Genomic DNA, 21581 nt, shown 5'->3' on the forward strand with positions numbered 1-21581 from the left:
ATCATTGTCAATATTTTTCATCATTTTTTTGTAAGCAAACCGTTTGCTCGCCGACAATCGCCTTCACCAATGGCTTGACGCTAAAAAAAAAGCGCCCTGCCTAAACGGCAGCGCACTTTGCTCCATTTCTTATCCTTTGACCAACACCGTTTTAATCGCCGTGAAAAACTCGATGGCTGCCCGCCCTTGCTCACGCGAGTGGGAGCTCGACTGCTTCATCCCGCCAAACGGCGCTTGCAGTTCGACTCCTGCGCTTTCTTCATTAATCCGGACGAGCCCGGCCTCGATGTCTTGGATGAACGCGAGCATCTTGCCGATATTTTGCGTGAAAATCGAGGCGCTCAATCCAAACGGTGTGTCATTGGCGAGAGAAAGCGCTTCTTCCAGCGAATCCACTTTGATTAACGCCAACACCGGCCCGAAAATTTCCTCGCGAGCGATCGTCATGTCGGGCGACACGTTTTCAAAGATGGTCGGCTGCACATAAAACCCTTTTGCCCGCTCCCCATCCGTCAAACGTTGGCCTCCGTAAACGAGCGTCGCCCCTTCTTCGATTCCTTTTTGGATATAAGAAAGGACCGTCTCGAGCTGCTTTTGGCTGGCGCACGGCCCCATCCAAACGCCGTCCTCGAGTCCATTGCCGATGTTCAGCTGCTTCACTTTTGCCAACAATTTTTCCTTAAATTGATCATAGACGGCGCGCTGGACGAACACGCGGCTTGTCGCCGTGCATTTTTGCCCGGTGGAGCGCAGCCCGCCGCTGATCGTTGCTTCGACGGCGCGGTCCAAGTCAGCGTCCTCGAGCACGATCACCGGATTCTTTCCGCCCATTTCCAGCTGGTATTTCGCCCCTCGGGCCACCGCTTTTTGGGCGATCGTTTTGCCGACTTCATTGGAGCCGGTGAAGGTGATGCCGTGAATGTGAGGGTGTTCGGCGATCGCATTGCCGATGACCGATCCTTTGCCCGTCACCAAATTCACAACGCCGGCCGGCAGCCCCGCTTGATCAAAGCACTCCACGATTTTCGCGGCGGTGACAGCTGTTTCTTGCGCCGGCTTAAACACAACGGTGTTTCCATAGACGATGGCGGGTGCGATTTTCCAAATCGGAATCGCGACTGGAAAGTTCCACGGCGTGATGACCCCAACCACGCCAAGAGGCACGCGCGTCGTAAACATCAACGCTTCGCTGTCCATGGATGGAATGACCTCGCCGATGGACCGCATCCCCTCCCCAGCATAGTAGCGCAAAATATTGACTCCCCGCTGCACTTCCCCTTTTGCTTCCGGGAGCGTTTTTCCCATTTCTCTTGTCATCGTTTCGGCGATCTCGTCAAGCCGTTTCTCAAGAACGTCAGCCGCGCGGAACAAATACTCTCCGCGTTTCGGGCCGGACAGCTTCCGCCATGCCGCCTGCGCCCTTCGCGCCGCCTCAACCGCAACGTTCACATCCTCGACTCCGGACTCTTGAACGTAGCCGACGATATCATCGATGTTGGCTGGGTTAAGGCTGGCTTCGATTTTTCCAGTGGAGGAATGAATCCATTCGCCATTGATGTAATTCAAGTATGTTTGTTTTTCTGTTCCCATCTTCATAATATCTTCTCCCCCTTTCCATTCACGTGATCGCTGCATACGATCTTGGAAAAAATGTTTGCCCCTGGTCATGATCTGAAAAATACAAGTTCATAACACTACTATAATATAGTTGAAATATTTTGTGAATTATATAAGTTGCAACTTTTTTACATAGCATTGTTCGCTCTTTTTGTCACCGTGCCAGCTTTTCAAGTGATAAAGATAGGACATGGAGATCGGAAATCCTTTATTACAACCTAATATAGATTGAATGCGGCTACAATGAACAAAACACCGAAGCCATTGCATGAAAGCAACAAAAAACCAACCTCCCCTAAACAAGGAGAGGCTGGTTTCCATTTCACCCTGACCACTTTAATCATGGAAATTCGTCCCATCCGTCACTTCTTTGACGATGCCGGCGCGGATGACGAAGTCGCCGAAATGTTCACCGTCAAGACGCTCTTTCGCATAGCGGGATAGGAGGACGCGCAGTTCGCGCAAAATTTCTTCTTCGCCGATGTTTTCGCGGTACAGTTTGCCAAGGCGCGTGCCGTTGAACGCAGCGCCGAGGTACATGTTGTATTTTCCGACCGCTTTGCCGACGAAGGCGATTTCTGCGAGCACGTGGCGGGCGCAGCCGTTCGGACAGCCCGTCATGCGGATCGTGATTTCTTCGTCGCGCAAACCGTTTTCGTCGATAATCTCCTCGATTTTATCAAGCAGCTTCGGCAAGTAGCGCTCCGCTTCCGCCATCGCCAAGCCGCACGTCGGCAAGGCGACACAGGCGAGCGCGTTGCGGCGCAAGGCGGTGTACCGGCGGCCATCGGTCAAGCCGTATTCGGCGATGAGCGCCTCGATTTCCGGCTTTTTCTCGCTCGTGACGTTAGCGATGACCAAGTTTTGGTTTGGCGTCAGCCGGAAATCTCCCGTATGGACTTTCGCGATTTCGCGCAGGCCGGTCATCAGCTTGTAATCGTCGTAGTCTTTGACGCGGCCGCCTTCGACAAAGAGCGTGAAATGCCATGTCCCATTGACGCCTTCGACCCAGCCGTAGCGGTCGCCGCTATGCTCGAAATGGTACGGGCGCGCTTCGCCGAGCCTCCAGCCGAGGCGGCGCTCAATTTCTTCTTTCACCGTTTCAAGGCCAAGGCGGTCGATCGTGTATTTAAAGCGGGCGTGTTTGCGCGATGAGCGGTTGCCGTAGTCGCGCTGAACGGTCATAATTTTCTCCGCCACTTCCACGACTTGATCCGGCCGGCAGAAGCCGATCACCTTGGCAAGCTGCGGATACGTCGTTTTGTCCCCATGGGTCATCCCCATGCCGCCACCGATGGCGACATTAAACCCGGCGAGCTTGCCGTCTTCGACAATGGCGATGAACCCGATGTCTTGCGAGAACACATCGACGTCGTTGGACGGCGGAACGGCGATGCCGATTTTAAACTTCCGCGGCAAATACGTCGGACCGTAAATCGGTTCTTCTTCACCGTCGACCGGCGGCGTGCCCGCCACTTTTTCGTCATCCAACCAAATTTCATAATACGCCCTCGTCCGCGGCAACAAATGGTCGCTGATCAGCTTCGCCCATTCATACACTTCCGCATGCACTTCCGACTGGTACGGATTCGGGTTGCACATGACGTTTCGGTTGACGTCGCCACACGCCGCAAGCGTCGTCATCAGCGCGTTGTTAATGGCTTGCATCGTTTTTTTCATGTTCCATTTTAAGACGCCGTGCAATTGGAACGCTTGGCGCGTCGTCAGTTTCAACGTGCCGTTGGCGTATTTGCGGGCGAGTTCATCCATGACAAGCCACTGTTCGGGCGTCGCCACCCCGCCCGGCGTGCGCACGCGGATCATAAATTGATAGGCCGGTTCAAGCTTTTGTTTTTGCCGTTCGGTGCGCACGTCGCGGTCGTCTTGCAAGTAGCTGCCATGGAACTTCATCAGCCGGTTGTCATCATCTGGGATGCCCGCGCTGAGCGGATCTTCCATCGTTTCGGCGAGCGTGCCGCGCAAGTAACGGCTTTCCTGTTTAATGCGCTCAACATCGCTTGGCGGTCCGTCTGGCGCGGTTAAGATGACTTTCGCCATTTCCGATCCCACTCCTTTGGATGATTAGTAGACGTCGCGTTGATACCGTTTTTGCTTTTGCATCTCGGTGACATACGCTTCCGCCTGTTCGCGGCTCATGCCGCCTTCTTTTTCGATAATCTCGATCAACGTCTGATGAACGTCGCGCGCCATGTGTTGCTTGTCGCCGCAAACGTAGACGACAGCGCCTTCCTCAAGCCAACCGAACAGCTCTTTGCTTCGCTCGAGCATCCGGTGTTGGACGTATATTTTTCGTTCTGTATCGCGCGAGAAGGCGACGTCCATTTTAGTCAGCACACCGCTTTTCAGCCAAGCGAGCCATTCGGTTTGATACAGGAAGTCGGTCATAAAGTGTTGGTCCCCGAAAAAGAGCCACGATTTTCCTTTCGCCCCGATGGCCTCGCGCTCTTGCATAAAGGCGCGGAACGGCGCCACTCCGGTGCCTGGACCGATCATAATGATCGGCGTGTCGGGATCCTTCGGCAACTTAAAGTTCGGGTTCGGCTGCACAAAGACCGGCAACGTATCGCCGATTTGGACGCGTTCGGCGCAGAACGTCGAGCACACCCCTTTGCGCAGGCGGCCGTGCGACTCATAACGGACCGCACCGATCGTCAAGTGCACTTCATCTGGATAGGCCGCTAAGCTGCTCGCGATCGAGTACAGGCGCGGCGGCATTTTCCGCAAGATGGAGATGAGTTGCTGCAAAGTGGCGTCCCATGGGCCGAAATCGCGGAGCGCATCCAACAAATCACGGCCTTTGGCGTATTCTTTCAATTTGGCTTCATTGCCGGGCGCCACAAGCGCTTGAAGCTCGCTGTTTTTCGACAGCGGCGCAAGCTTTTGCAACAGCGCTTTCGTCAGCACCGTAATTTCAAAATGTGAGGTGAGCGCTTCACGCAGCGACCGCACTTCCCCATCTTTGTCGATCGTCACCGTTTCTTCCGGATTCCATTTCATTTCTTGAATGATCCGCTCAACCAGCTCGGGATCATTTTTCGGGAAAATGCCAAGCGCATCGCCCGGTTCGTACTTCAACCCCGATCCCTCGAGCGACAATTCCAAATGGCGCGTTTCCTTGTTCGATCCGCGGCCGTTTAAGTTGATGTTTTCAAGCACCTCGGCCGGGAACGGGTTTTTCCGCGAATAGACGACAGCTGGTTCCATTTTTGGCGCCGTGGCCGCAACGGACAAAAGCGGCGTGGCCCCAACATGGGCATTCGCTTCTTTGTTTAACTCGCCAAGCACGCCATCAAGCCATTTCGCCGCCGCTTCTTCATAGTCGACATCGCAATCGACGCGCGGATAAAACCGTGTTCCGCCCAGCTCCTCAAGACGTTTGTCGAAATCTTTCCCCGTCTGGCAAAAATGTTCATACGACGTATCGCCGAGCGCCAAGACAGAGAAACGAAGATGGTTGAGCTTTGGCGCCCGTTTGCTGTGGAGAAATTCGTAAAACGATACCGCATTGTCCGGCGGATCGCCTTCCCCATGCGTGCTCACGACAATGAGCAGCGTCTCCACTTTCTTTAATTCGTTCGGCTTAAAATCAAGCATGGACAACACTTTCGCTTCAAACCCACGCTCTTTGAGCGCTTTGCCGGCTTTCTCAGCCAACTTTTGTGCATTGCCGGTTTGCGAGCCGTACAATACCGTCACTTCTTTCGAAACCGGTTTGCTGCTCCCAGCAAACAGCGCCGGCGCTTCGGCATCCAAAACGGCGACCGCCGCCTCGGCAGCAGCCAAATACCCGCTCAGCCAAAGCTTTTGCGACGGCGTCAACGTCGGCAACAAACGATTCAAAAGCTCAATCTGCTCCTGGGTAAACGGACTGTTAGTTACTTGCAGCTGCAACGATGCCCACCCCTCGACTATAAAATGAAATAGAACGGTGGCGCGACCTTTGCCCATTCGGCGCTGCCGCCCAATATCCATTTATTCCTATAAAACAAGTATACTTTAAAGGCGATATTATATTTACACTTTACCGCAAAACAAAACATTAGTAAAATAAATATAAATTATTGAAACTATTAATTTTTATAATAGATACTCTCTGCAACAACGATCGAGCGATGGGCAGGAGGAACGAAGATGTACTATGACGAACTGAAAACATTTATTACATTGGCGGAAGTGAAAAATTTCACAAAAACAGCGGAAATTCTCCATTTGTCGCAGCCAAGCGTCAGCTTGCACATCAAAAATTTAGAAAAAGAGTTTCAAACGAAACTGTTCATCCGCTCCCCGAAGCGGCTGCGCATGACGCCGACCGGCGAGCTCCTATACGACCGCGCCAAACAAATGGTGGCGCTTTATGAACAAACGAAACAAGACATTTTGGAACACCATCATTCCGTCAAAGGAAAATTGAAAATCGGGGCAAGCTTTACAATTGGAGAGTATATTTTGCCGCCGCTTTTGCCCGATTTCCAAAAACGTTACCCAGAGTTGGAGCTTGAGGTCATGATCGGCAACACAAAAGAAATTGTCGAACTCGTCAAATCATATCAAGTCGACATCGGCTTGATCGAAGGGCAAACGAACGAAAAAGAACTGTCCGTTCATCCGTTCATGCAAGACGAGCTTGTCATCGTCGCCTCCAACCGCCACGAACTGGCGCAAAAAGAGGAGGTCACGATCGCCAAGCTGCAAAACGAAGCATGGGTGGCGCGCGAAGTCGGGTCGGGAACAAGGGAATATTTCAACCATTTCATCCGCTCGAACGGGCTGAAAGTCAAATCGCTCATGATCATCAGCAGCAACCAAGGCATTAAAGAAACGTTGATCAACGGCAACGCCCTGTCCTTGCTGTCGCGCAGCGTCGTCGCCCGCGACATCGAGCACGGCCACCTGTCCATTGTTCACCTGAACCATCCACCGTTTTACCGAATGTTTTCCTATATCTATGCACCGATTATGGAAAACAAACAAAACGTCCGCATTTTCCTTGAAGCCTTGCAAACCAACTGGACTGGCGTCAGCCAATAACAGAAGGGCGTGGTCATGGATGACCCGCCCTCACACTTCCATCTCCCCATGGCGGATGTGCGGCATTTCAATTTGAATCGTCGCATGGCGAATGTGAAAGCGCGTTTCGACCAAATCAATCGCCCGCTGCAAAACCGCCTGTCCATCGCATCCTTCCTCAATGAGCAAATGGCAGCTTAACGAATCAAGCCCCGAGGTGATCGTCCAAATATGCAAATCGTGGACATCGATCACCCCATCAATGCCCGAGAGCGCCGCCTTCACTTCCGCATGGTCAATCGCCGCCGGCGTTCCTTCCATTAAAATATGCACTGTCTGCTTGACTACGGCAAATGCTCCTTTTAGAATCAAAACCGCCACCGCGATGGAAATGAGCGGATCGGCCGCGTACCAATCGAACAGCCAGATGACAAGCCCTGCCGCCATCGCCCCGACCGAGCCTAACGCATCGCCGAGCACGTGCAAATACGCACTGCGGACATTGACGTTCTCTTTGACATCCCCTTTGCGCATTAACACCCAAGCGCTCACAAGATTTGCCAACAACCCAACGGCGGCCACCGCCATCATCGGCCCGCTCGCGACAGCAGGTGGATTCACAAACCTCCCGACCGCTTCCCAAATAATCCAAGCGGCAATCACCACCAACGTGACCCCGTTTACGAGCGCCGCTAAAATCTCGAACCGGTAAAATCCATACGTTCTCTTCGGCGACGCGGGCTTCGCCGCCAGCCACACCGCCGCCAGGCTTAACAGAAGCGAAATGGCATCACTCAGCATATGCCCTGAATCCGAAAGAAGAGCAAGGCTGTTCGTCACAAGCCCGCCGACAAACTCGAGCACCATGATCCCGATCGTTACACCGAGGGCGATCACCAGCCCTTTTTGATTTCCTTCTCTGCCGTGATGATGCCCGTGATGGTGATCACAATGGCCGCGCGCGTGATGATGCATCCATCTTCTCTCCTTACTTATTGGTGTTGTGCGTGATCAATCGCCTGCTTTAGCAACGAAATGACATGTTCGTCATCACATGAGTAAACCAACATCTTCCCCTCACGGCGATATTTCACAAGCCGCAACGTCCGAAGCAGCGCCAACTGATGGGAAACCGCTGATTGCGACATGCCGAGCACTTCCGCAATATGGCCGACATGGCATTCTTCCTGCGACAACAAATACAACATCTTCATCCGAGTCGGATCCGCTAGGGCTTTAAAGATCCGTGACACTTCCTCAATCACACTTTCATCTAAAAACGAATGATCCTCTGCGTTCATGGCTGTTCCCTCACATTTTAATATATGAGCATTTGTTCATATATGTGAATCATAAACCGCTTTTTTTCTTCTGTCAATCCTATTTCAAGCTGCAAAACCCAATCAGCATCAACAGCCGATGCACTGACACCTCCACAACGGCAGCCAGCAAAGCAAAAAAAAGCAGGGGCCGATAGACCCGCTGCTTTCCCATTACGATTTCAGCCGCACCGCCGTCCCAGTCGCAATGCACATCATCATGCCGTCGCGCAGCGTTTCAAAATCGAGATCCACCCCGATGACGGCGTTGGCGCCAAGGCTTCTCGCCTTATTGACCATCTCCTTGATCGCCATCTCCCGCCCTTCGGCCAGCTTGCTTTCATACGTTCCGCTCCGCCCGCCGATGATGTCGGTGATGCTGGCGAGAAAATCGCGGACGACATTCGCGCCCAAAATGACCTCTCCCGCTACGATGCCCAAATACTCTTCAATTTCTTTTCCCTCAATGGTATTGGTGGTCGTGACAATCACAGCTATGTCCCCCTCGTGGCTCATAATAGATGGAAGCACCTCATTCCATTATACTACATTGCCTCTATGACGTCGCCGGTCCACTTCCCCCTCTTAGCTAACGCTTGAAGGTTGCAACGCCATCGCACCTGGGGGTCAGTACGAACAAACATTCAGCGCCACGATTACGGCGTCAACTCCATTCGAAACAGCCATGGCAGACGCCGCCCTCAAACCTCGCGCAGGGAACCAGAGGAAATCGCCAACATCGCCCTGTTTTTAGCTTCCGACGATGCCAGTTTTCTAAACGGCGCTGTGATCGTCGCCGATGCCGGATGGACGGCGTATTGACGCGCCGCCCCCTTCCGCTTTTCCGGTTAGGGGAGAGAGGCATCTTTTGAAGACGAAATCGAAAAGAAAAAACCGCCCCAACACGTTTCGTTCCCTGTCGAGACCGGCTTTTTCCTTTTGTCAGCCGCGAACCATTTGGTACACATGCATTACCAAAGCAACGACCGCCGCCACTCCAACAAACGACACCAAATACAAAATCGGCGACCCCGTGTGGCCAAACACCACTTCATTTTGCAGCATGGCCGCTTTCTCCCAAGCATTCTCCACATCGGGCTTGTAAAGCTTCGTTTTCCAATACCCTATGCCGATGGTGGATGCCAAATACACGACATGAACGATGATCGAAATGAGGAAAGCATAAATAACGGTTTTCATGAACATCCCCTTCTCACCTGTCGGAAATATGGACGGTCCTCCATTGGAAGCGTCGGCGCAAATGTCCATCCATTGCATCCGCATTCCGATACGATCTTCTATCATTTTATCATACAAGTTGCGCAAAACCATCCCCTGCATATTTCCGAATCGTTCCTTTTGATCAAACGTTCAATCCCCCAAAAGAGGGGATATTCACAGACGCTTGATTGAAGTAAGCTTAACTGTAGCATCGCTTTTCTCCATCCCATCAAGCACATGATGGGTGTGAAACGCCAACAAAAAAATGAATGAACATTCATTCTGTTGTGGTATAATGGTAACAACATCCTCACACCAATAAGGAGGCACGTTCGCCATGCTGATCGATAAAGTGATCAAAAAACGGTTTGAAACAGAAGTGGTTCAAAACGTGCATATCGCCAAAGGAACGGCGATGTTTCAAGGCGTCCGCCTCACCGTCCGCTGCTTTGTCATCGATGGGGTGCTGATTGACACCGGCGCAAAATCGATGGAAAACGAATTTACTTCGTTTTTCCAACAACAAGACATCGACCAAGTCGTCATCACTCATTTTCACGAAGACCATACCGGCTGCGCAGCGTTTTTGCAGCGAAAGATGGGCCTGCCCATCTATATGAACGAACTGATGATCCATTATTGCCAGCAAAAGGCGGACTATCCGCTCTATCGAAAAGTGTTTTGGGGCAAGCGCGATCCATTCACCGCCAAGCCCATCGGCGCGACGTTTTCCTCGCGAAGCGCAACGTGGGACGTCATCCCGACGCCAGGCCATTCAATCGACCATGTGGCGTTTTTGAACCGCGAAACCGGCCAGCTGTTCAGCGGCGACTTGTACTGCCAAGAGAAAACGAAAGTCATCTTGCGCGAAGAAAACATCCCGGCGATCATCACTTCCTTGCAACACGTGTTGACGTACGATTTCGGCGACGTCTTCTGCGCCCATGCGGGCTATCTCCCGAACGGGCGCGAAGCCTTGCAGCGGAAGCTTGACTATTTGCTTGAACTGCAAGGGACGATCATCGATTTATACGAAAAAGGAACACCGCCCAAACAAATCCAGGCCCTTTTGTTTCCGAAAAAATACCCGATCGTCTTTTTCTCGGGTGGAGAATGGGACTCGCTCCATATCATCCGGTCGGTCATTCAGGAATATGAGACGAAACAAGCGAGCTGAGGCGGGGCTGCCCGAGATGGCCATGATTGTGTTGTGGGGCAGCCTTTTTACGCGCGCCGCTGCTGCTTTCTTTTCTGCCGCCGTCTCCCCCAACTCTCGTTGTCTTCCATTTCACACTTTTCCCTTGCCATGGACAGTTACACCTTTTTGGCGCTGGACGGCCCATTGGCCGTTCAGGCAGGCGTCTGCTGTTCCCCATTGACGCTGCGTATGTTATGCTAATAGAGAAAAACGCAGAAAAGGTGTCAGGGAATGAAGTCATACATCGTCATTGGAGCTGGCATTTTAGGGGCCTCTACCGCCTATCATTTGGCTAAAGAAGGGGCAAGCGTGATGATCATCGACCGCGGCGACAAAGGCCAAGCGACCGATGCGGCGGCGGGGATCGTGTGCCCTTGGCTGTCGCAGCGCCGCAACCAAAAATGGTATCGGTTAGCGAAAGGCGGGGCGAAATTTTATCCTTCCCTCATTGAAGAGCTGGAATCATACGGGGAAACGGAGACCGGTTACGCACGCGTCGGGGCTCTATGGCTGCACACGGATGAACAGAAACTGGAACAAATGGAGGAGCGCGCTCTCAAACGGCGCGAAGACGCGCCGGAAATGGGAGAGATCGTGCGGCTTCATCCCCAAGAGGCGAAGGAGCTGTTTCCGCCGCTTGTCGGCGAGCATCATGCCCTTTATGTGAGCGGCGCCGCCCGAGTGAACGGTCGGGCGGTGCGAGACGCCCTCATGAACGCTTCCCAAAAGCGCGGCGCCACCTACATCCGCGGAAACGCCCGACTCCTGTTTGAAGGCTCCCGCATCATCGGCGTGGAAGCCGACGGAGCGAAATACGCTGCCGAAGCGGTCATCGTCACGGCCGGCGCCTGGGCCGGCGAGTTGCTGGAGCCGCTCGGGATCAAACTGCTCGTCACCCCACAAAAAGGGCAGCTCATTCACTTGGAGCATCTGGAATGCGACACATCCCATTGGCCAGTCGTCATGCCGCCGAACAATCAGTATATGCTCGCCTTCCCGGGAAGCAGAATTGTGATCGGAACCACACACGAAGATGAAGCGGGCATGGACATTCGCCCCACCGCCGGGGGAATGCACGAATTGTTGGACAAAGCGCTTGCCGTTGCGCCGGGGCTCTCCACCTGGACATATATCGAGACGCGAGTCGGATTCCGCCCGCGCACGCCTGGGTTTCTCCCGATCTTCGGACCGCTTCCGGGCTTTTCTGGGGTGTATATCGCCAATGGGCTCGGCTCCTCAGGTCTCACCATCGGCCCGTATTTAGGAAAGGAGTTGGCGAAACTCGTCATCGGCCTGCCGACGGAACTCGACCCAAGCGATTATGACGCAGCAAGCGCCGTCGCACCGATCGTTCAATGAGGGGATCAGAAAAAGCAATAACGGATCTTCCACGATATAGACAACAGCCAACGCAGCGACTGATATCCCTTTCTCACCGTCAGGGCAAAGCTGATCGTGTTTTGTCAGCTTTGTCCTTCATATTTTTTCAACTGCTCCGTCAGCATTTGAAACCATTCCATATCTTTGCGGTCAAGCGCTTGATCGATTTGCATCTTCAAAATCGACACTTCATGGCGTTTCAACGCTTCATCGAGCACTTGCTCGGCCGCTTTCGCCATTTTCTCATGGCGCTCATGCCGCCGGACGTTTTCAAACGCTTGGTGATCAATGAGCCGAAGGTACGAAAAATTCCTTGCCTTTCCTGGAAAATGAAGCGTCAAATAGAGCGGTTCATTTGGATGCAGCGCCAAATCGCCCATAATGGCGGCCAAACTCGTGCTTTTTTGACCGCGTCGATAAAACACAAGCCCCTCTTCTTCCGCCATCGCGGTTGAGATGATGAGCCACCGCGCTTGCTTTTGCTCGGTTTCTGTAAAATGGACGTTCTCAAGCAAATGGGGGTGCTGAAGCAAATACTTAAGCACAAATCGGGCATCCGGATGCTTTAAGCGATGATTGTGCAAAAACGATGTTAAAAAATTGCGTTTTTCTAAGGCTGACACCCACCTCATCGCACTGTCCCCTCCTCCCTATTTCCAAACTCTCCTTAACCGAGCTAACTCTTGTATATATCCCCAAAATGACACTGGAGACATGATCATTTGGTAAAACAAGACAAAGACGACAAAACCAATTCTATTTCTTCTGATCTTGAGATCCAATTTTCGGAACACTGATCTTTGATATCGGTATAGAACCCAATACGCGATCAACGTCAGCGGTACAACCAACAACGTCATCGGGCCAACAATGTAATAATAACCGAAGAAGGCCAAAATTAATCCCGGTAACCAACATAAAGTATAGATGGTGTCTAAATAAGGGAGTAACAAATTCACCATCGTGAGGTATTTCACAAACAATTGTGGTTGCTGCCACGGTTTTACAACTTTCAACGCCTCGATCATTCCCCTTGCCCACCGAGATCGTTGTCTGCAAAAATGTACCCAAGAAACCGGAACATCCGTAAACGCCACCGCATGAGGTTCAAAGTAAATTCTCCATCCTTTTTCTAGGAGGCTGGTGATTTAGTACAAAATGCTGCTAGTTCCAGCTATTTCTCAATTAGAAAAACCTTACGAAATCAGCCTTCTTTTTTGGCGAAATGCCGCTGATTTGCTCGTGACAACCGTTTTTCACCGGCCTTCTAGCAAACGCCAAGAAAGGACAATATCCTCTCCAATGGCATCAGGCCAACCGCCAACTTCTCTAATTGCCTCCGTCTTATATAAGCTATATGCCCCTTGGGCCACCAAAGTTCCTTGGTATAATCCTTGCATTCGCTTAATCGAAGCAATACCAAGAAAATAATCCCATTCTTGAATTCTAGCAAGAAGGTTCTCCCGACTGTTTCTCACTAAAACAGCACCAGCTACAGCACAAACATTCACTGGAGCCGACTCTATCCTAGCAATCAAATATCTTACTGCTGATCGATGAAGCAATGTATCGGCATCTAACGTTATCATCAAATCGGTACTAACATGCTGGAGGCCTTTATTTAACGCGTGGAATTTTCCCGGTTTCTCCTCTTTCAAAATGGTAACATCCAGTCCCAATCTCATTGCCGCACGGCGCGCTTTCTCTACTGTTTGATCTGTTGAGCCATTATCAACCAATAACACACGTATTTCCCCATTGTAATCTTGCTTAGCAATATACTTTAATGTGTTTTCAATTTTATCAGCTTCATTTCTGGCTGCGATCAATATCGTTACCGCTTTGTCTGGATATTCAGTTTTCAACGGAGGCTGGCGATCAAGCAATAAACTAACAACCAAAAAAGCGGTCAAATATCCGGGGATATAGGCTAAACCTGCTATAATCACTACAGAGAGCGGAAAACTTACCAAATGAGCCAAATCAAAAATCCATGGTATGGAGACATAAACGCTAAAGCACAGCCACAAAAATGCAACGATATGGCCTATTATAAATTTGTATTTAACGGGTATATAGGCTTTGGTCCTTGGTTTTATTTCAGGAGAAGACTGATTGAAAGACAAATTGGTATTCACATGAACACCCCCCTCCCAAAATGATAATCTTTTTGGAAATATCATGAATCCAAGCCTTACAACCCCTCAGATCAGAACATAGAAAACAAAGTTGCTATCATGGAATTAACTCCTTTTGCCTATCCAACTCAAAAGTGTATGAGACAATTATATGATAACCGCTCATAAAAAAGCAATTGAGTCATTAACGTTTCCCAAATTTTTCAAGAGGAAATGTACAGTGAAGATCATTTCGTCTGTGGATATAAACTTGGAGACACAAGACAGCAAATAAAAACAGCTGCCCTTCGTCTTCAGGCAGCTGTTTCTCACAGACGGCCAAGCTATCCCCAGCAGGCCGCAATTGGCATGGGCCTACGCAAGCTGCAGCGCAAAGTGGCCGTTTAACCCGAGCGCTTCGGCTGTGGATGCTTGCACTTGCCGCAAAAGCGATTCGTTTTTCATCAATGATTCACCGTAGGACGGAATCATTTCTTTCACTTTCGGCCCCCATTCTTTCATCCGTTCCGGGAAGCATTTCTCAATCACTTCCAACATCACATGAACCGCCGTCGATGCGCCTGGCGAAGCGCCGAGCAACGCCGCGATCGAGCCATCGGCCGCATGAACGACCTCCGTGCCGAATTGCAATGTTCCTTTGCCGCCAGATTCCGTGTCTTTGATCACTTGCACGCGCTGACCAGCGACGACGATGTCCCATTCGTCGCTTTTCGCCGTCGGGACGAATTCACGCAGCTCTTGCATGCGCTGTTCTTTGGACAACAGCACTTGCTGGATCAAATAGTTGGTCAAGGCCATATTTTTCACGCCCGCCGCCAAGATCGTCAATACGTTATGCGGCTTGATTGAAGTGAACAGGTCGAGCATCGATCCGTTTTTCAAAAATTTCGGCGAAAAACCCGCAAACGGCCCAAACAGCAACATTTTTTGATTGTCGATGAACCGCGTGTCCAAGTGCGGCACCGACATTGGCGGCGCGCCGACTTTCGCTTTGCCGTACACTTTCGCGTGGTGCTTTTCCACAACCTCCGGATTGTTGCACACCATAAACAACCCGCTCACCGGGAAGCCGCCAATCCCCTTTCCTTCGGGAATGCCGGATTTTTGCAACAAATGGAGGCTGCCTCCCCCGGCGCCGATGAAGACGAATTTGGCCGCATGGCGCTCAACGGCGCCCGTGTCCAAATTCCGCACCTTCAACTCCCATAAGCCATCGCTTGTCCGTTGGATATCCTCGACATGATGGCGGTAGTGAATGTTGACATTTTTCCGTTTCAAATGTTCAAACAGTTGACGCGTCAACGCCCCGAAGTTCACGTCCGTTCCCGATTCGATCCGCGTCGCCGCAATCGGTTCGGTCAAAACCCGATCTTCCATCATGAGCGGCACCCATTCGGCCAACTTTTTCGGGTCATCGGAAAATTCCATCCCTTTAAACAGCGGATTGGCCGCCATCGTTTCATGCCGCTTTTTCAAAAACGCCACATTGTCTTCCCCTTGCACGAAGCTCATATGCGGCAATGGACGGATGAAATCTTTTGGGTCCGCAAGCACGCCGCTGTTCACTAAATAAGCCCAAAACTGCAAGGAGACGTAAAACTGTTCATTGATTTTGATCGCTTTGCTGATGTCGATCGACCCATCGGACTTCTCAACGGTATAGTTCAGCTCGCAAAGCGCCGCATGCCCGGTTCCAGCGTTGTTCCACTCGTTGGAGCTTTCCGCTCCTGCCTCTTCCAGTCTTTCAAAGACGACAATGTCCCACTCTGGCGCCAATTCCTTCAAGAGCGTCCCCAACGTCGCGCTCATAATGCCAGCGCCGATTAAAATGACATCCGTTTTTCCTTGTTTGTTGCCCATGTTTACCATCCCTATCCATGAATAGTTGTAAAAGAGCATCGAGCGATCGCTCGAAATGATTCCACCGATACCCCTTTTGTTTTTGAGGGCGATTACAAAATTTATTATAACACAATTGATTAATAGTATGTCACTATTATCGATTTTAACAAAAATATATTAATATAATTCAATGCACCGTTGCATATTCATGACATCAACACGACCATCCGCAATCGCCCTTCACAATAATTTTACAAAATCGTTGAATATTTCGCCACCATCTCGAGAAAAAACGCAGAGATTTTTCAAGAAGACTGATGAAAAACAAACGAAATCATTTCATAGCAGCAAAAAAGACGGCTCCATGCCGCCAAAGCGTCATATAAGCCATCTACACCCGAAACATTCCAAGGTGACATCCATCGTATTAGGCAATCGTTTTTTCAATTTCTCTAACAAACGGCTCGTGCGAAGTATTCTCTAAAAAATCTTCGAATATTTCATCAAGTTGCAAGTTGAGATCTTCATTGACCTCATTCCCGTCCTCGTCATAAATCTCAAAGTGGCTGTACTTCCATTGATCAAATGTTTCCCTAAGCAAGTCACAGTATGTCACCCAACGCTTTCCATAGTTAGACATATACGTCGGCACCCATTGATCAATGTAAACGTTGTTTAACAACTCATCTAACGGAGAACAATAAAATCGCGAGCCCTTACTTCTCCCCAGCGATCGGACAAGCTCGGCAAACTCTTCCTTCTTCATTTTCCTCACTTCACCGGAATAGTCATAGCTGATCTTGCCGTTGTATGGGTTGATGAATGGTTCAGCGGTGTATATCCATTGGTGCGGTATATGCGTTTGAATCACTTCCATGAGCATTCGGGCAATGAGTTGCGGGATATCACGGAAATCCAATTTTTCTCTTCCTCCCTCACAAGAAGATGCGAAACAACACCGTCTTTCATCCCGCAATGGAAACCGTAGGATGAAAGGCGGCCAAATTTCGTAATCAAGCAAGGCGCTTCCGCGGTCACGGTCTTCACAAACGCGGCGGCCCTTCGGCATCCTTAGGCCATGCCGTCCATACGACGATCAATTGGCCGCTTGTCGTCACCAACCTTCTTATTCCCCATGGCCATCCCCTTGTTTTTTATTTCCCTACTCTTCAAGCAATCCCCGAACATCTTCCTCTAGAAGATCCACCAACCGAGCAATGTCTTCCACCGTCATTCCTTTGCGCTCCATGTTACGAATCAGTTGTTTCATTCCTTGTTGAATTCCACGTTCGATCCCTTCTTCCAACCCCTCCTTCCTTCCCGGTATTGTCAAAAGTGTATCCTCCACACTCACGGTTTTCCCTTGAGTTTCAACGGTTGAACGAAAAAAAGCTTGCCACCCCCGTTGTTTTCGGCCATCATTGAGGCAACAACACTCAACAGCCAAAACAAAGGAGTGACAAGCTTTGTTACCTCAATTATTAGCCTATTTGCTTCAAATCATCAAGACCCAATATCAAATCATTGTGTATTTGATGGGTGTGATATTGGGAAAATCCTTGAATCTCGAGGACTTGGACGAACCCATCCAAAAGCCGTACCGGAAACTTCAGGTCGATGACCTTCCCATCATCGATGTGCCGGAAACCCTTGATTACCGGAAGCTGTTGGCGGACTACGAAGCCCAGCACGGACGTCCTTTACGGCCCATCCAGCGCCGCGCGAAGGCGAAACACCGTGTTCCGGATTCGTTGACCTGCCCTCGCTGCCAGGCTCCCTCTTCTTACCTGTACGCCAATAACGGCGGAAACGGGCAATACCAATGCAAAGTGTGCCAATGCCGGTTCAACCACCGAAATCGGTTCACCAAGCAAGCGGTCTTTCGCTGCCCGCACTGCAAAAAGACGCTGGAAAAAATCAAGGAACGCAAAGAATACCACATCTATAAGTGCAAGAACAACGATTGCCCGTTTTACCAGGCCAACCTTCGCCGGATGACGAAGAAGGAGCGCCAACAGTTTCAACAGGATCCTCAAGCCTTCAAGGTGCGGTATTTGTTTCGAGAGTTCTTGTTTGACTTTCTCCCGTTGGCTTCCTCGTCGCTCATCAAGCCGAAGGTCGATTTGTCCCGGCTGGCTGCGTCGCCGCACGTGTTGGGGCTCGTGTTGACGTACTACGTCAACTTTGGGATGTCCTCGAGGGAGACCGCCGCCGCCATGAAGGACATCCATGGCGTCTCGATCTCCCATCAGACGGTGCTCAACTACGCCAACAGCGTCGCGCTTTGGATCAAGCCCTTTGTCGACCGGTTCCCGTATGAGCTGTCCGGTTCGTTTTGCGGGGACGAGACGTATATTCGCGTCAAAGGGCGCTGGCATGACCTGTTCTTTCTATTTGACGCCGTCAAAAAGATCGTGCTGTCCTATCGCGTCTCGCCCAACCGGGACACGCTCTCGGCCATCAAGGCCATCGATGATGTCCTGAGGAAGCTGGCGTCCCTCCCAGACGACTTGTCGTTCGTCGTGGATGGCAACCCGATTTACCGGCTGGCGCAACACTTCTTTGCCCAGCACGGGATTTCGTTTGACGTCCGCCAGGTGATCGGCCTGACCAACGAAGATCCGGTCTCGGAAGAGTTTCGCCCTCTCAAGCAGATCATCGAGCGATTCAACCGGACTTTTAAAGGCAACTACCGCCCGACCCATGGGTTCGGTGCGGAAGAAGGCTCGGTGTCCTTTGTGACGCTGTTTGTGGCGTATTTCAACTTTCTGCGCCCGCATAGCGCGCTCGAGGGCCGGGTGCCGGTCGTCATCCCGGAATTGGCGGATCTTCCGCATATGCCGGCCCGGTGGACGAAGCTGATCGCCATGGCACAAGCGTTTCTCCAACAAGAGGCGGCCTGACTTTTTTGTCCTCCGGAGCCCGTTGAACAGAACTCCTGCCGGATTCGGCGAAGCGAACCCTTGACCAACCGAACACCGCCAAAGGTAAAATTCGGTCATGGCAAGGGCGGCTTTCTTATTGCCTTCTTTTTTGTCCCCGTCGCCCTTGACGACTCTTCCGCACCTTTGGCGGGTGTTGGTCAAGGGCGAATCCGGCTCTCCGCATGCCCCACGATGCTCAACGGGATGATCTGTGTGGAGTTTTCATAGAACTTTTGACGCTACCTCCTTCCCTTTTGCTCATAGGAAATGATCAGCTCCAACACTTTCTCTTTTTCTTTCGTTTCCATCGCCTTCACTTCTCTTTGCAGTTGTTGCTCTTCCTCCTCCGACAACTTCACATACGTTTCAAAAAAGCCCAAGAGCAGCCGCTGCCTCGCTTCATCCAGCTCCAATCGCACCAACATGCGCAAAAACTCTTTTTTCAACTCGACTTTCTCACTTTCAGTATACCCCATTTTGCCAAGCAGCGCAGCCGCAATCGGATTGTCATGCCGAATAGAATCCCGCCAATGTTTCTTGCGCAGCTCCACCGGGAAAAAGCGGAACTGCAGCACCTCGCCAAAGGGAAACTCAATCGAAAACACGGACGGTTCATCACGGAGGGCATCATGGCTGAAGACGGCAATGGGAACAATGCGGATGCGGTATTTTCAAACAAACGGCTGAAATAGACAAACATGCGCTCCGGAAAGGACGACTGCACGCAGCTTTGATTCTCCACATGAACGATGATCAATCCATCTTCCCCTTTCAGCTTCGTCTCGACCAACAGATCGACGCGGTATTTTTCTCCTGCGGTCACATCGGTGAACAGTTCTTCGGACAAAAAGGACAAATGGCGGAAATCGATATGCTCGTGCATGTCGGGGAAAAAGAGGAGGAAAAACTCTTCGAAGAACGTCTGGATCAGCTCTTTGAACAACCGGTCATGGTCAATCGCCATCCGATCACCTCACGATGAAGATGTTCACCAACTATCATTCGTGAGCACGAGGCGAAAATCCTGCATGGAAGACATAAAAAATGGAGAGCCAGGAAAAAAGCTCTCCGTTTTGTGCTTGCTCCCCGTCATACAAACAGCAGCGAACGCAAGTGAAAAACACTCAGTTGAAAAAGGCTGTCCCAAAAAGTTATGTCATCATCACCTTTTGAGACCGCCCTTCAGTAAGTACATCGCCACGACCAGCGTTTGCTTTTACTTTCTTGGAACGGCCGGTGGGTATTTCAGCTCAGGATGCAGCGTTTCAAACACATCAGCAACATTTAATATCGTTCCTTCTCCAAAGGCTGGGCCGATGATTTGCATCCCTACAGGAAGTCCTTGAACAAAACCACATGGCACCGTTACAACAGGCAAGCCCGTCAAGTTAAACGGTCCTGTAAAACGGATGATATGGTCAAGAAAGTTTACTTCCTCTCCATTGATCCATACCGTATCCTGCCCGATTTTGGGAGGGAGAAACGGAATGGTTGGGGTGATCAAAACATCTACCTTATTGAATATTTCCATGAACTCGTGATCCAATTTCAAACGAATTTGTTGTGCTTCCAAGTAGTCTACAGCGGAAGGGAGTTCTCCAAGCTTTAAAAGGAAACGGACATCATCGCCAAAATCTTCTTCCCTTTCTACTAAATGATTGTGATGAATAGCGCTGGCTTCTGAAAGAATCGTGATCATTTCCGCATACTGCGCATATTGCAATGTTGGAATTCGCACGGTTTCTACAACAGCACCTTCGCGTTCCAAAGAAGCAATCGCCTGTTTAACCGCTCTTTCGACTCCTTCATCCACATGATCAAAGAAGTACGGTTCTATGCCAATTTTTACACCTTTAACAGACTCCATGAATTGTGTGGAATAACTCGTTGCAGGGGCATTGGTGGAAGTAGGATCTTTTGGGTCGTATCCTGCCATGGCTTCTAAAATATAGGCGGCGTCCCTCGCCGTTTTCGCCATCGGACCGATATGGTCCAACGACCATGCAAGCGGGAAACAACCATATTTGCTTACTAGTCCATAGGTGGGCTTTAAACCGACAATGCCGCAAAACGAAGAAGGAATTCGAATCGAACCACCGGTATCTGTTCCTAGGGAAGCAATCGTCATATGCGCCGCCGTTGCGACCCCCGATCCTCCGCTTGAGCCTCCGGGAATGCGTTCAGGATCCCAAGGATTTCGGGCAGGTCCGAAATGAGGATTATTGTTCGTTGCTCCCCAAGCATACTCATGCAAGTTTGTTTTTCCAGGAAACACTGCTCCCGCTTCCGTCAACTTCTCGATTACTGTCGCACTGTAAGTTGGCCGGAAGTTTCGGTGAATTTTTGACCCCATCGTTGTTGTTTCATTAGCTACGTAAAGAATATCTTTGATTGCTATAGGGATGCCATGTAGCGGGCCGCGGTAATTTCCAGATCGGATTTCCGATTCCGCCAACTCAGCTTGCTTGCGTGCTTTCTCTGCTGTCACCTCTATATAGGCATTCAGCTTATCGTTTAATGTTTCAATTTGTTCGAGTACATCGTCAACGAGTTCAACAGGTGAAACTTCTTTGTTTTTTAGAAGAGGGGAAAGTTCAGAGATTGTTTTCGTATTTAGCCGTTTTTCCACGATACACACCTCCCGGTTGGTGGACGACTCCAATATCTTCCTCATTCAAACCGAGTTTTTCGACTCCCTGTTTTAGTTGCTGAATGGCTTTCCACTGATGCTCAAGCATCATCAATTCCTGTTCTGAACACTTAATCCCTTTTTCTCTTAATTTCTTTTCTATGCTACTTCTCATTTCGTCGCCTCCCTTCCAAAATGATTATACATTACAAGAATTAAATTACAAAATATTTTTTCTTAACAAAATATAATAAATATTACAACGATTATTTTGACAATACTCTA

The 21581-nt window shown here is 50.5% G+C and carries 17 protein-coding genes and 3 pseudogenes; 5 read left to right on the forward strand and 15 right to left on the reverse strand.

Annotation, left to right across the window (positions count from 1 at the left end; translation table 11 throughout):
- Nucleotides 1–129: 129 nt before the first annotated feature.
- The 3 genes from gucD to GC56T3_RS11130 form a co-directional block, all read right to left on the reverse strand.
- Entirely contained in the window at nt 130–1596 is a 1467-nt protein-coding gene (gene gucD / locus GC56T3_RS11120) for an alpha-ketoglutaric semialdehyde dehydrogenase GucD (RefSeq protein ID WP_013145616.1), read from the reverse strand.
- 357 nt (nt 1597–1953) lie between these two features.
- Nucleotides 1954–3675, reverse strand: coding sequence for an assimilatory sulfite reductase (NADPH) hemoprotein subunit (gene cysI / locus GC56T3_RS11125; protein ID WP_013145617.1), 1722 nt, complete (start codon nt 3673–3675; stop codon nt 1954–1956).
- 24 nt (nt 3676–3699) lie between these two features.
- A complete protein-coding gene (locus GC56T3_RS11130) occupies nt 3700–5529 on the reverse strand; it encodes an assimilatory sulfite reductase (NADPH) flavoprotein subunit (protein ID WP_041468449.1) in 1830 nt (609 codons plus the stop codon).
- Nucleotides 5530–5769: 240 nt separating this feature from the next.
- Between GC56T3_RS11130 and GC56T3_RS11135 the strand changes: the two genes are divergently transcribed.
- The gene (locus GC56T3_RS11135; RefSeq protein ID WP_013145619.1) at nt 5770–6666 is read left to right on the forward strand and encodes a LysR family transcriptional regulator; all 897 of its coding nucleotides are present in this window, start codon (nt 5770–5772) and stop codon (nt 6664–6666) included.
- Between the two features lie 30 nt (nt 6667–6696).
- Here GC56T3_RS11135 and GC56T3_RS11140 read toward each other — a convergent pair whose 3' ends face one another.
- The 3 genes from GC56T3_RS11140 to GC56T3_RS11150 all read right to left on the reverse strand — a co-directional run bounded on the left by GC56T3_RS11140 (nt 6697) and on the right by GC56T3_RS11150 (nt 8456).
- Complete coding sequence (locus GC56T3_RS11140; protein WP_013145620.1) at nt 6697–7620, reverse strand: cation diffusion facilitator family transporter; 924 nt, start codon at nt 7618–7620, stop codon at nt 6697–6699.
- Between the two features lie 17 nt (nt 7621–7637).
- The gene (locus GC56T3_RS11145) at nt 7638–7946 is read right to left on the reverse strand and encodes a helix-turn-helix transcriptional regulator (protein ID WP_011230902.1); all 309 of its coding nucleotides are present in this window, start codon (nt 7944–7946) and stop codon (nt 7638–7640) included.
- Nucleotides 7947–8138: 192 nt separating this feature from the next.
- Nucleotides 8139–8456: a YbjQ family protein gene (locus GC56T3_RS11150; RefSeq protein WP_011230901.1), complete on the reverse strand. Its 318-nt coding sequence runs from the start codon at nt 8454–8456 to the stop codon at nt 8139–8141.
- A gap of 111 nt (nt 8457–8567) precedes the next feature.
- Between GC56T3_RS11150 and GC56T3_RS19695 the strand changes: the two genes are divergently transcribed.
- Nucleotides 8568–8786: an SDR family oxidoreductase gene (locus tag GC56T3_RS19695; RefSeq protein ID WP_193568239.1), complete on the forward strand. Its 219-nt coding sequence runs from the start codon at nt 8568–8570 to the stop codon at nt 8784–8786.
- A gap of 120 nt (nt 8787–8906) precedes the next feature.
- Here GC56T3_RS19695 and GC56T3_RS11155 read toward each other — a convergent pair whose 3' ends face one another.
- A complete protein-coding gene (locus GC56T3_RS11155; protein ID WP_013145622.1) occupies nt 8907–9164 on the reverse strand; it encodes a membrane protein in 258 nt (85 codons plus the stop codon).
- 358 nt (nt 9165–9522) lie between these two features.
- Between GC56T3_RS11155 and GC56T3_RS11160 the strand changes: the two genes are divergently transcribed.
- Together GC56T3_RS11160 and GC56T3_RS11165 are read left to right on the forward strand one after the other, a co-directional pair.
- The gene (locus tag GC56T3_RS11160) at nt 9523–10362 is read left to right on the forward strand and encodes an MBL fold metallo-hydrolase (RefSeq protein WP_013145623.1); all 840 of its coding nucleotides are present in this window, start codon (nt 9523–9525) and stop codon (nt 10360–10362) included.
- Nucleotides 10363–10614: 252 nt separating this feature from the next.
- Complete coding sequence (locus GC56T3_RS11165; RefSeq protein WP_013145624.1) at nt 10615–11742, forward strand: FAD-binding oxidoreductase; 1128 nt, start codon at nt 10615–10617, stop codon at nt 11740–11742.
- A 104-nt stretch (nt 11743–11846) separates the two neighbouring features.
- On the opposite strand, the gene GC56T3_RS11170 is transcribed toward GC56T3_RS11165, so the two are convergent.
- The 5 genes and pseudogenes from GC56T3_RS11170 to GC56T3_RS18720 all read right to left on the reverse strand — a co-directional run.
- Entirely contained in the window at nt 11847–12395 is a 549-nt protein-coding gene (locus GC56T3_RS11170; protein WP_013145625.1) for a YpiB family protein, read from the reverse strand.
- A gap of 18 nt (nt 12396–12413) precedes the next feature.
- A pseudogene (locus GC56T3_RS20330) lies at nt 12414–13901 on the reverse strand (glycosyltransferase).
- Nucleotides 13902–14255: 354 nt separating this feature from the next.
- Nucleotides 14256–15761 carry a malate:quinone oxidoreductase gene (locus GC56T3_RS11185; protein ID WP_041468452.1) on the reverse strand — a complete coding sequence of 502 codons (1506 nt, stop codon included), beginning with the start codon at nt 15759–15761 and terminating at the stop codon, nt 14256–14258.
- A gap of 409 nt (nt 15762–16170) precedes the next feature.
- Complete coding sequence (locus tag GC56T3_RS11190; protein WP_011230891.1) at nt 16171–16662, reverse strand: hypothetical protein; 492 nt, start codon at nt 16660–16662, stop codon at nt 16171–16173.
- Between the two features lie 243 nt (nt 16663–16905).
- A pseudogene (locus tag GC56T3_RS18720) lies at nt 16906–17064 on the reverse strand (DUF4351 domain-containing protein); the annotation flags it as partial.
- Between the two features lie 145 nt (nt 17065–17209).
- Between GC56T3_RS18720 and GC56T3_RS11195 the strand changes: the two are divergent.
- Nucleotides 17210–18646 (forward strand): DDE-type integrase/transposase/recombinase, encoded by a 1437-nt coding sequence (locus GC56T3_RS11195; RefSeq protein WP_041468455.1) that lies wholly within the window; start codon nt 17210–17212, stop codon nt 18644–18646.
- 266 nt (nt 18647–18912) lie between these two features.
- Here the strand turns inward: GC56T3_RS11195 and GC56T3_RS11200 are convergent.
- The 3 genes and pseudogenes from GC56T3_RS11200 to GC56T3_RS11210 form a co-directional block, all read right to left on the reverse strand.
- Nucleotides 18913–19631 (reverse strand): annotated as a pseudogene (locus GC56T3_RS11200) (DUF4351 domain-containing protein); the annotation flags it as partial.
- A gap of 252 nt (nt 19632–19883) precedes the next feature.
- A complete protein-coding gene (locus GC56T3_RS11205) occupies nt 19884–21296 on the reverse strand; it encodes an amidase (RefSeq protein WP_013145627.1) in 1413 nt (470 codons plus the stop codon).
- Complete coding sequence (locus GC56T3_RS11210; RefSeq protein WP_013145628.1) at nt 21262–21471, reverse strand: hypothetical protein; 210 nt, start codon at nt 21469–21471, stop codon at nt 21262–21264. Before GC56T3_RS11210 ends, GC56T3_RS11205 begins: the two co-directional genes overlap by 35 nt.
- Between the last annotated feature and the right edge of the window lie 110 nt (nt 21472–21581).

Origin of the sequence: Geobacillus sp. C56-T3, from assembly GCF_000092445.1 — a bacterium.
Classification (GTDB): domain Bacteria; phylum Bacillota; class Bacilli; order Bacillales; family Anoxybacillaceae; genus Geobacillus; species Geobacillus thermoleovorans.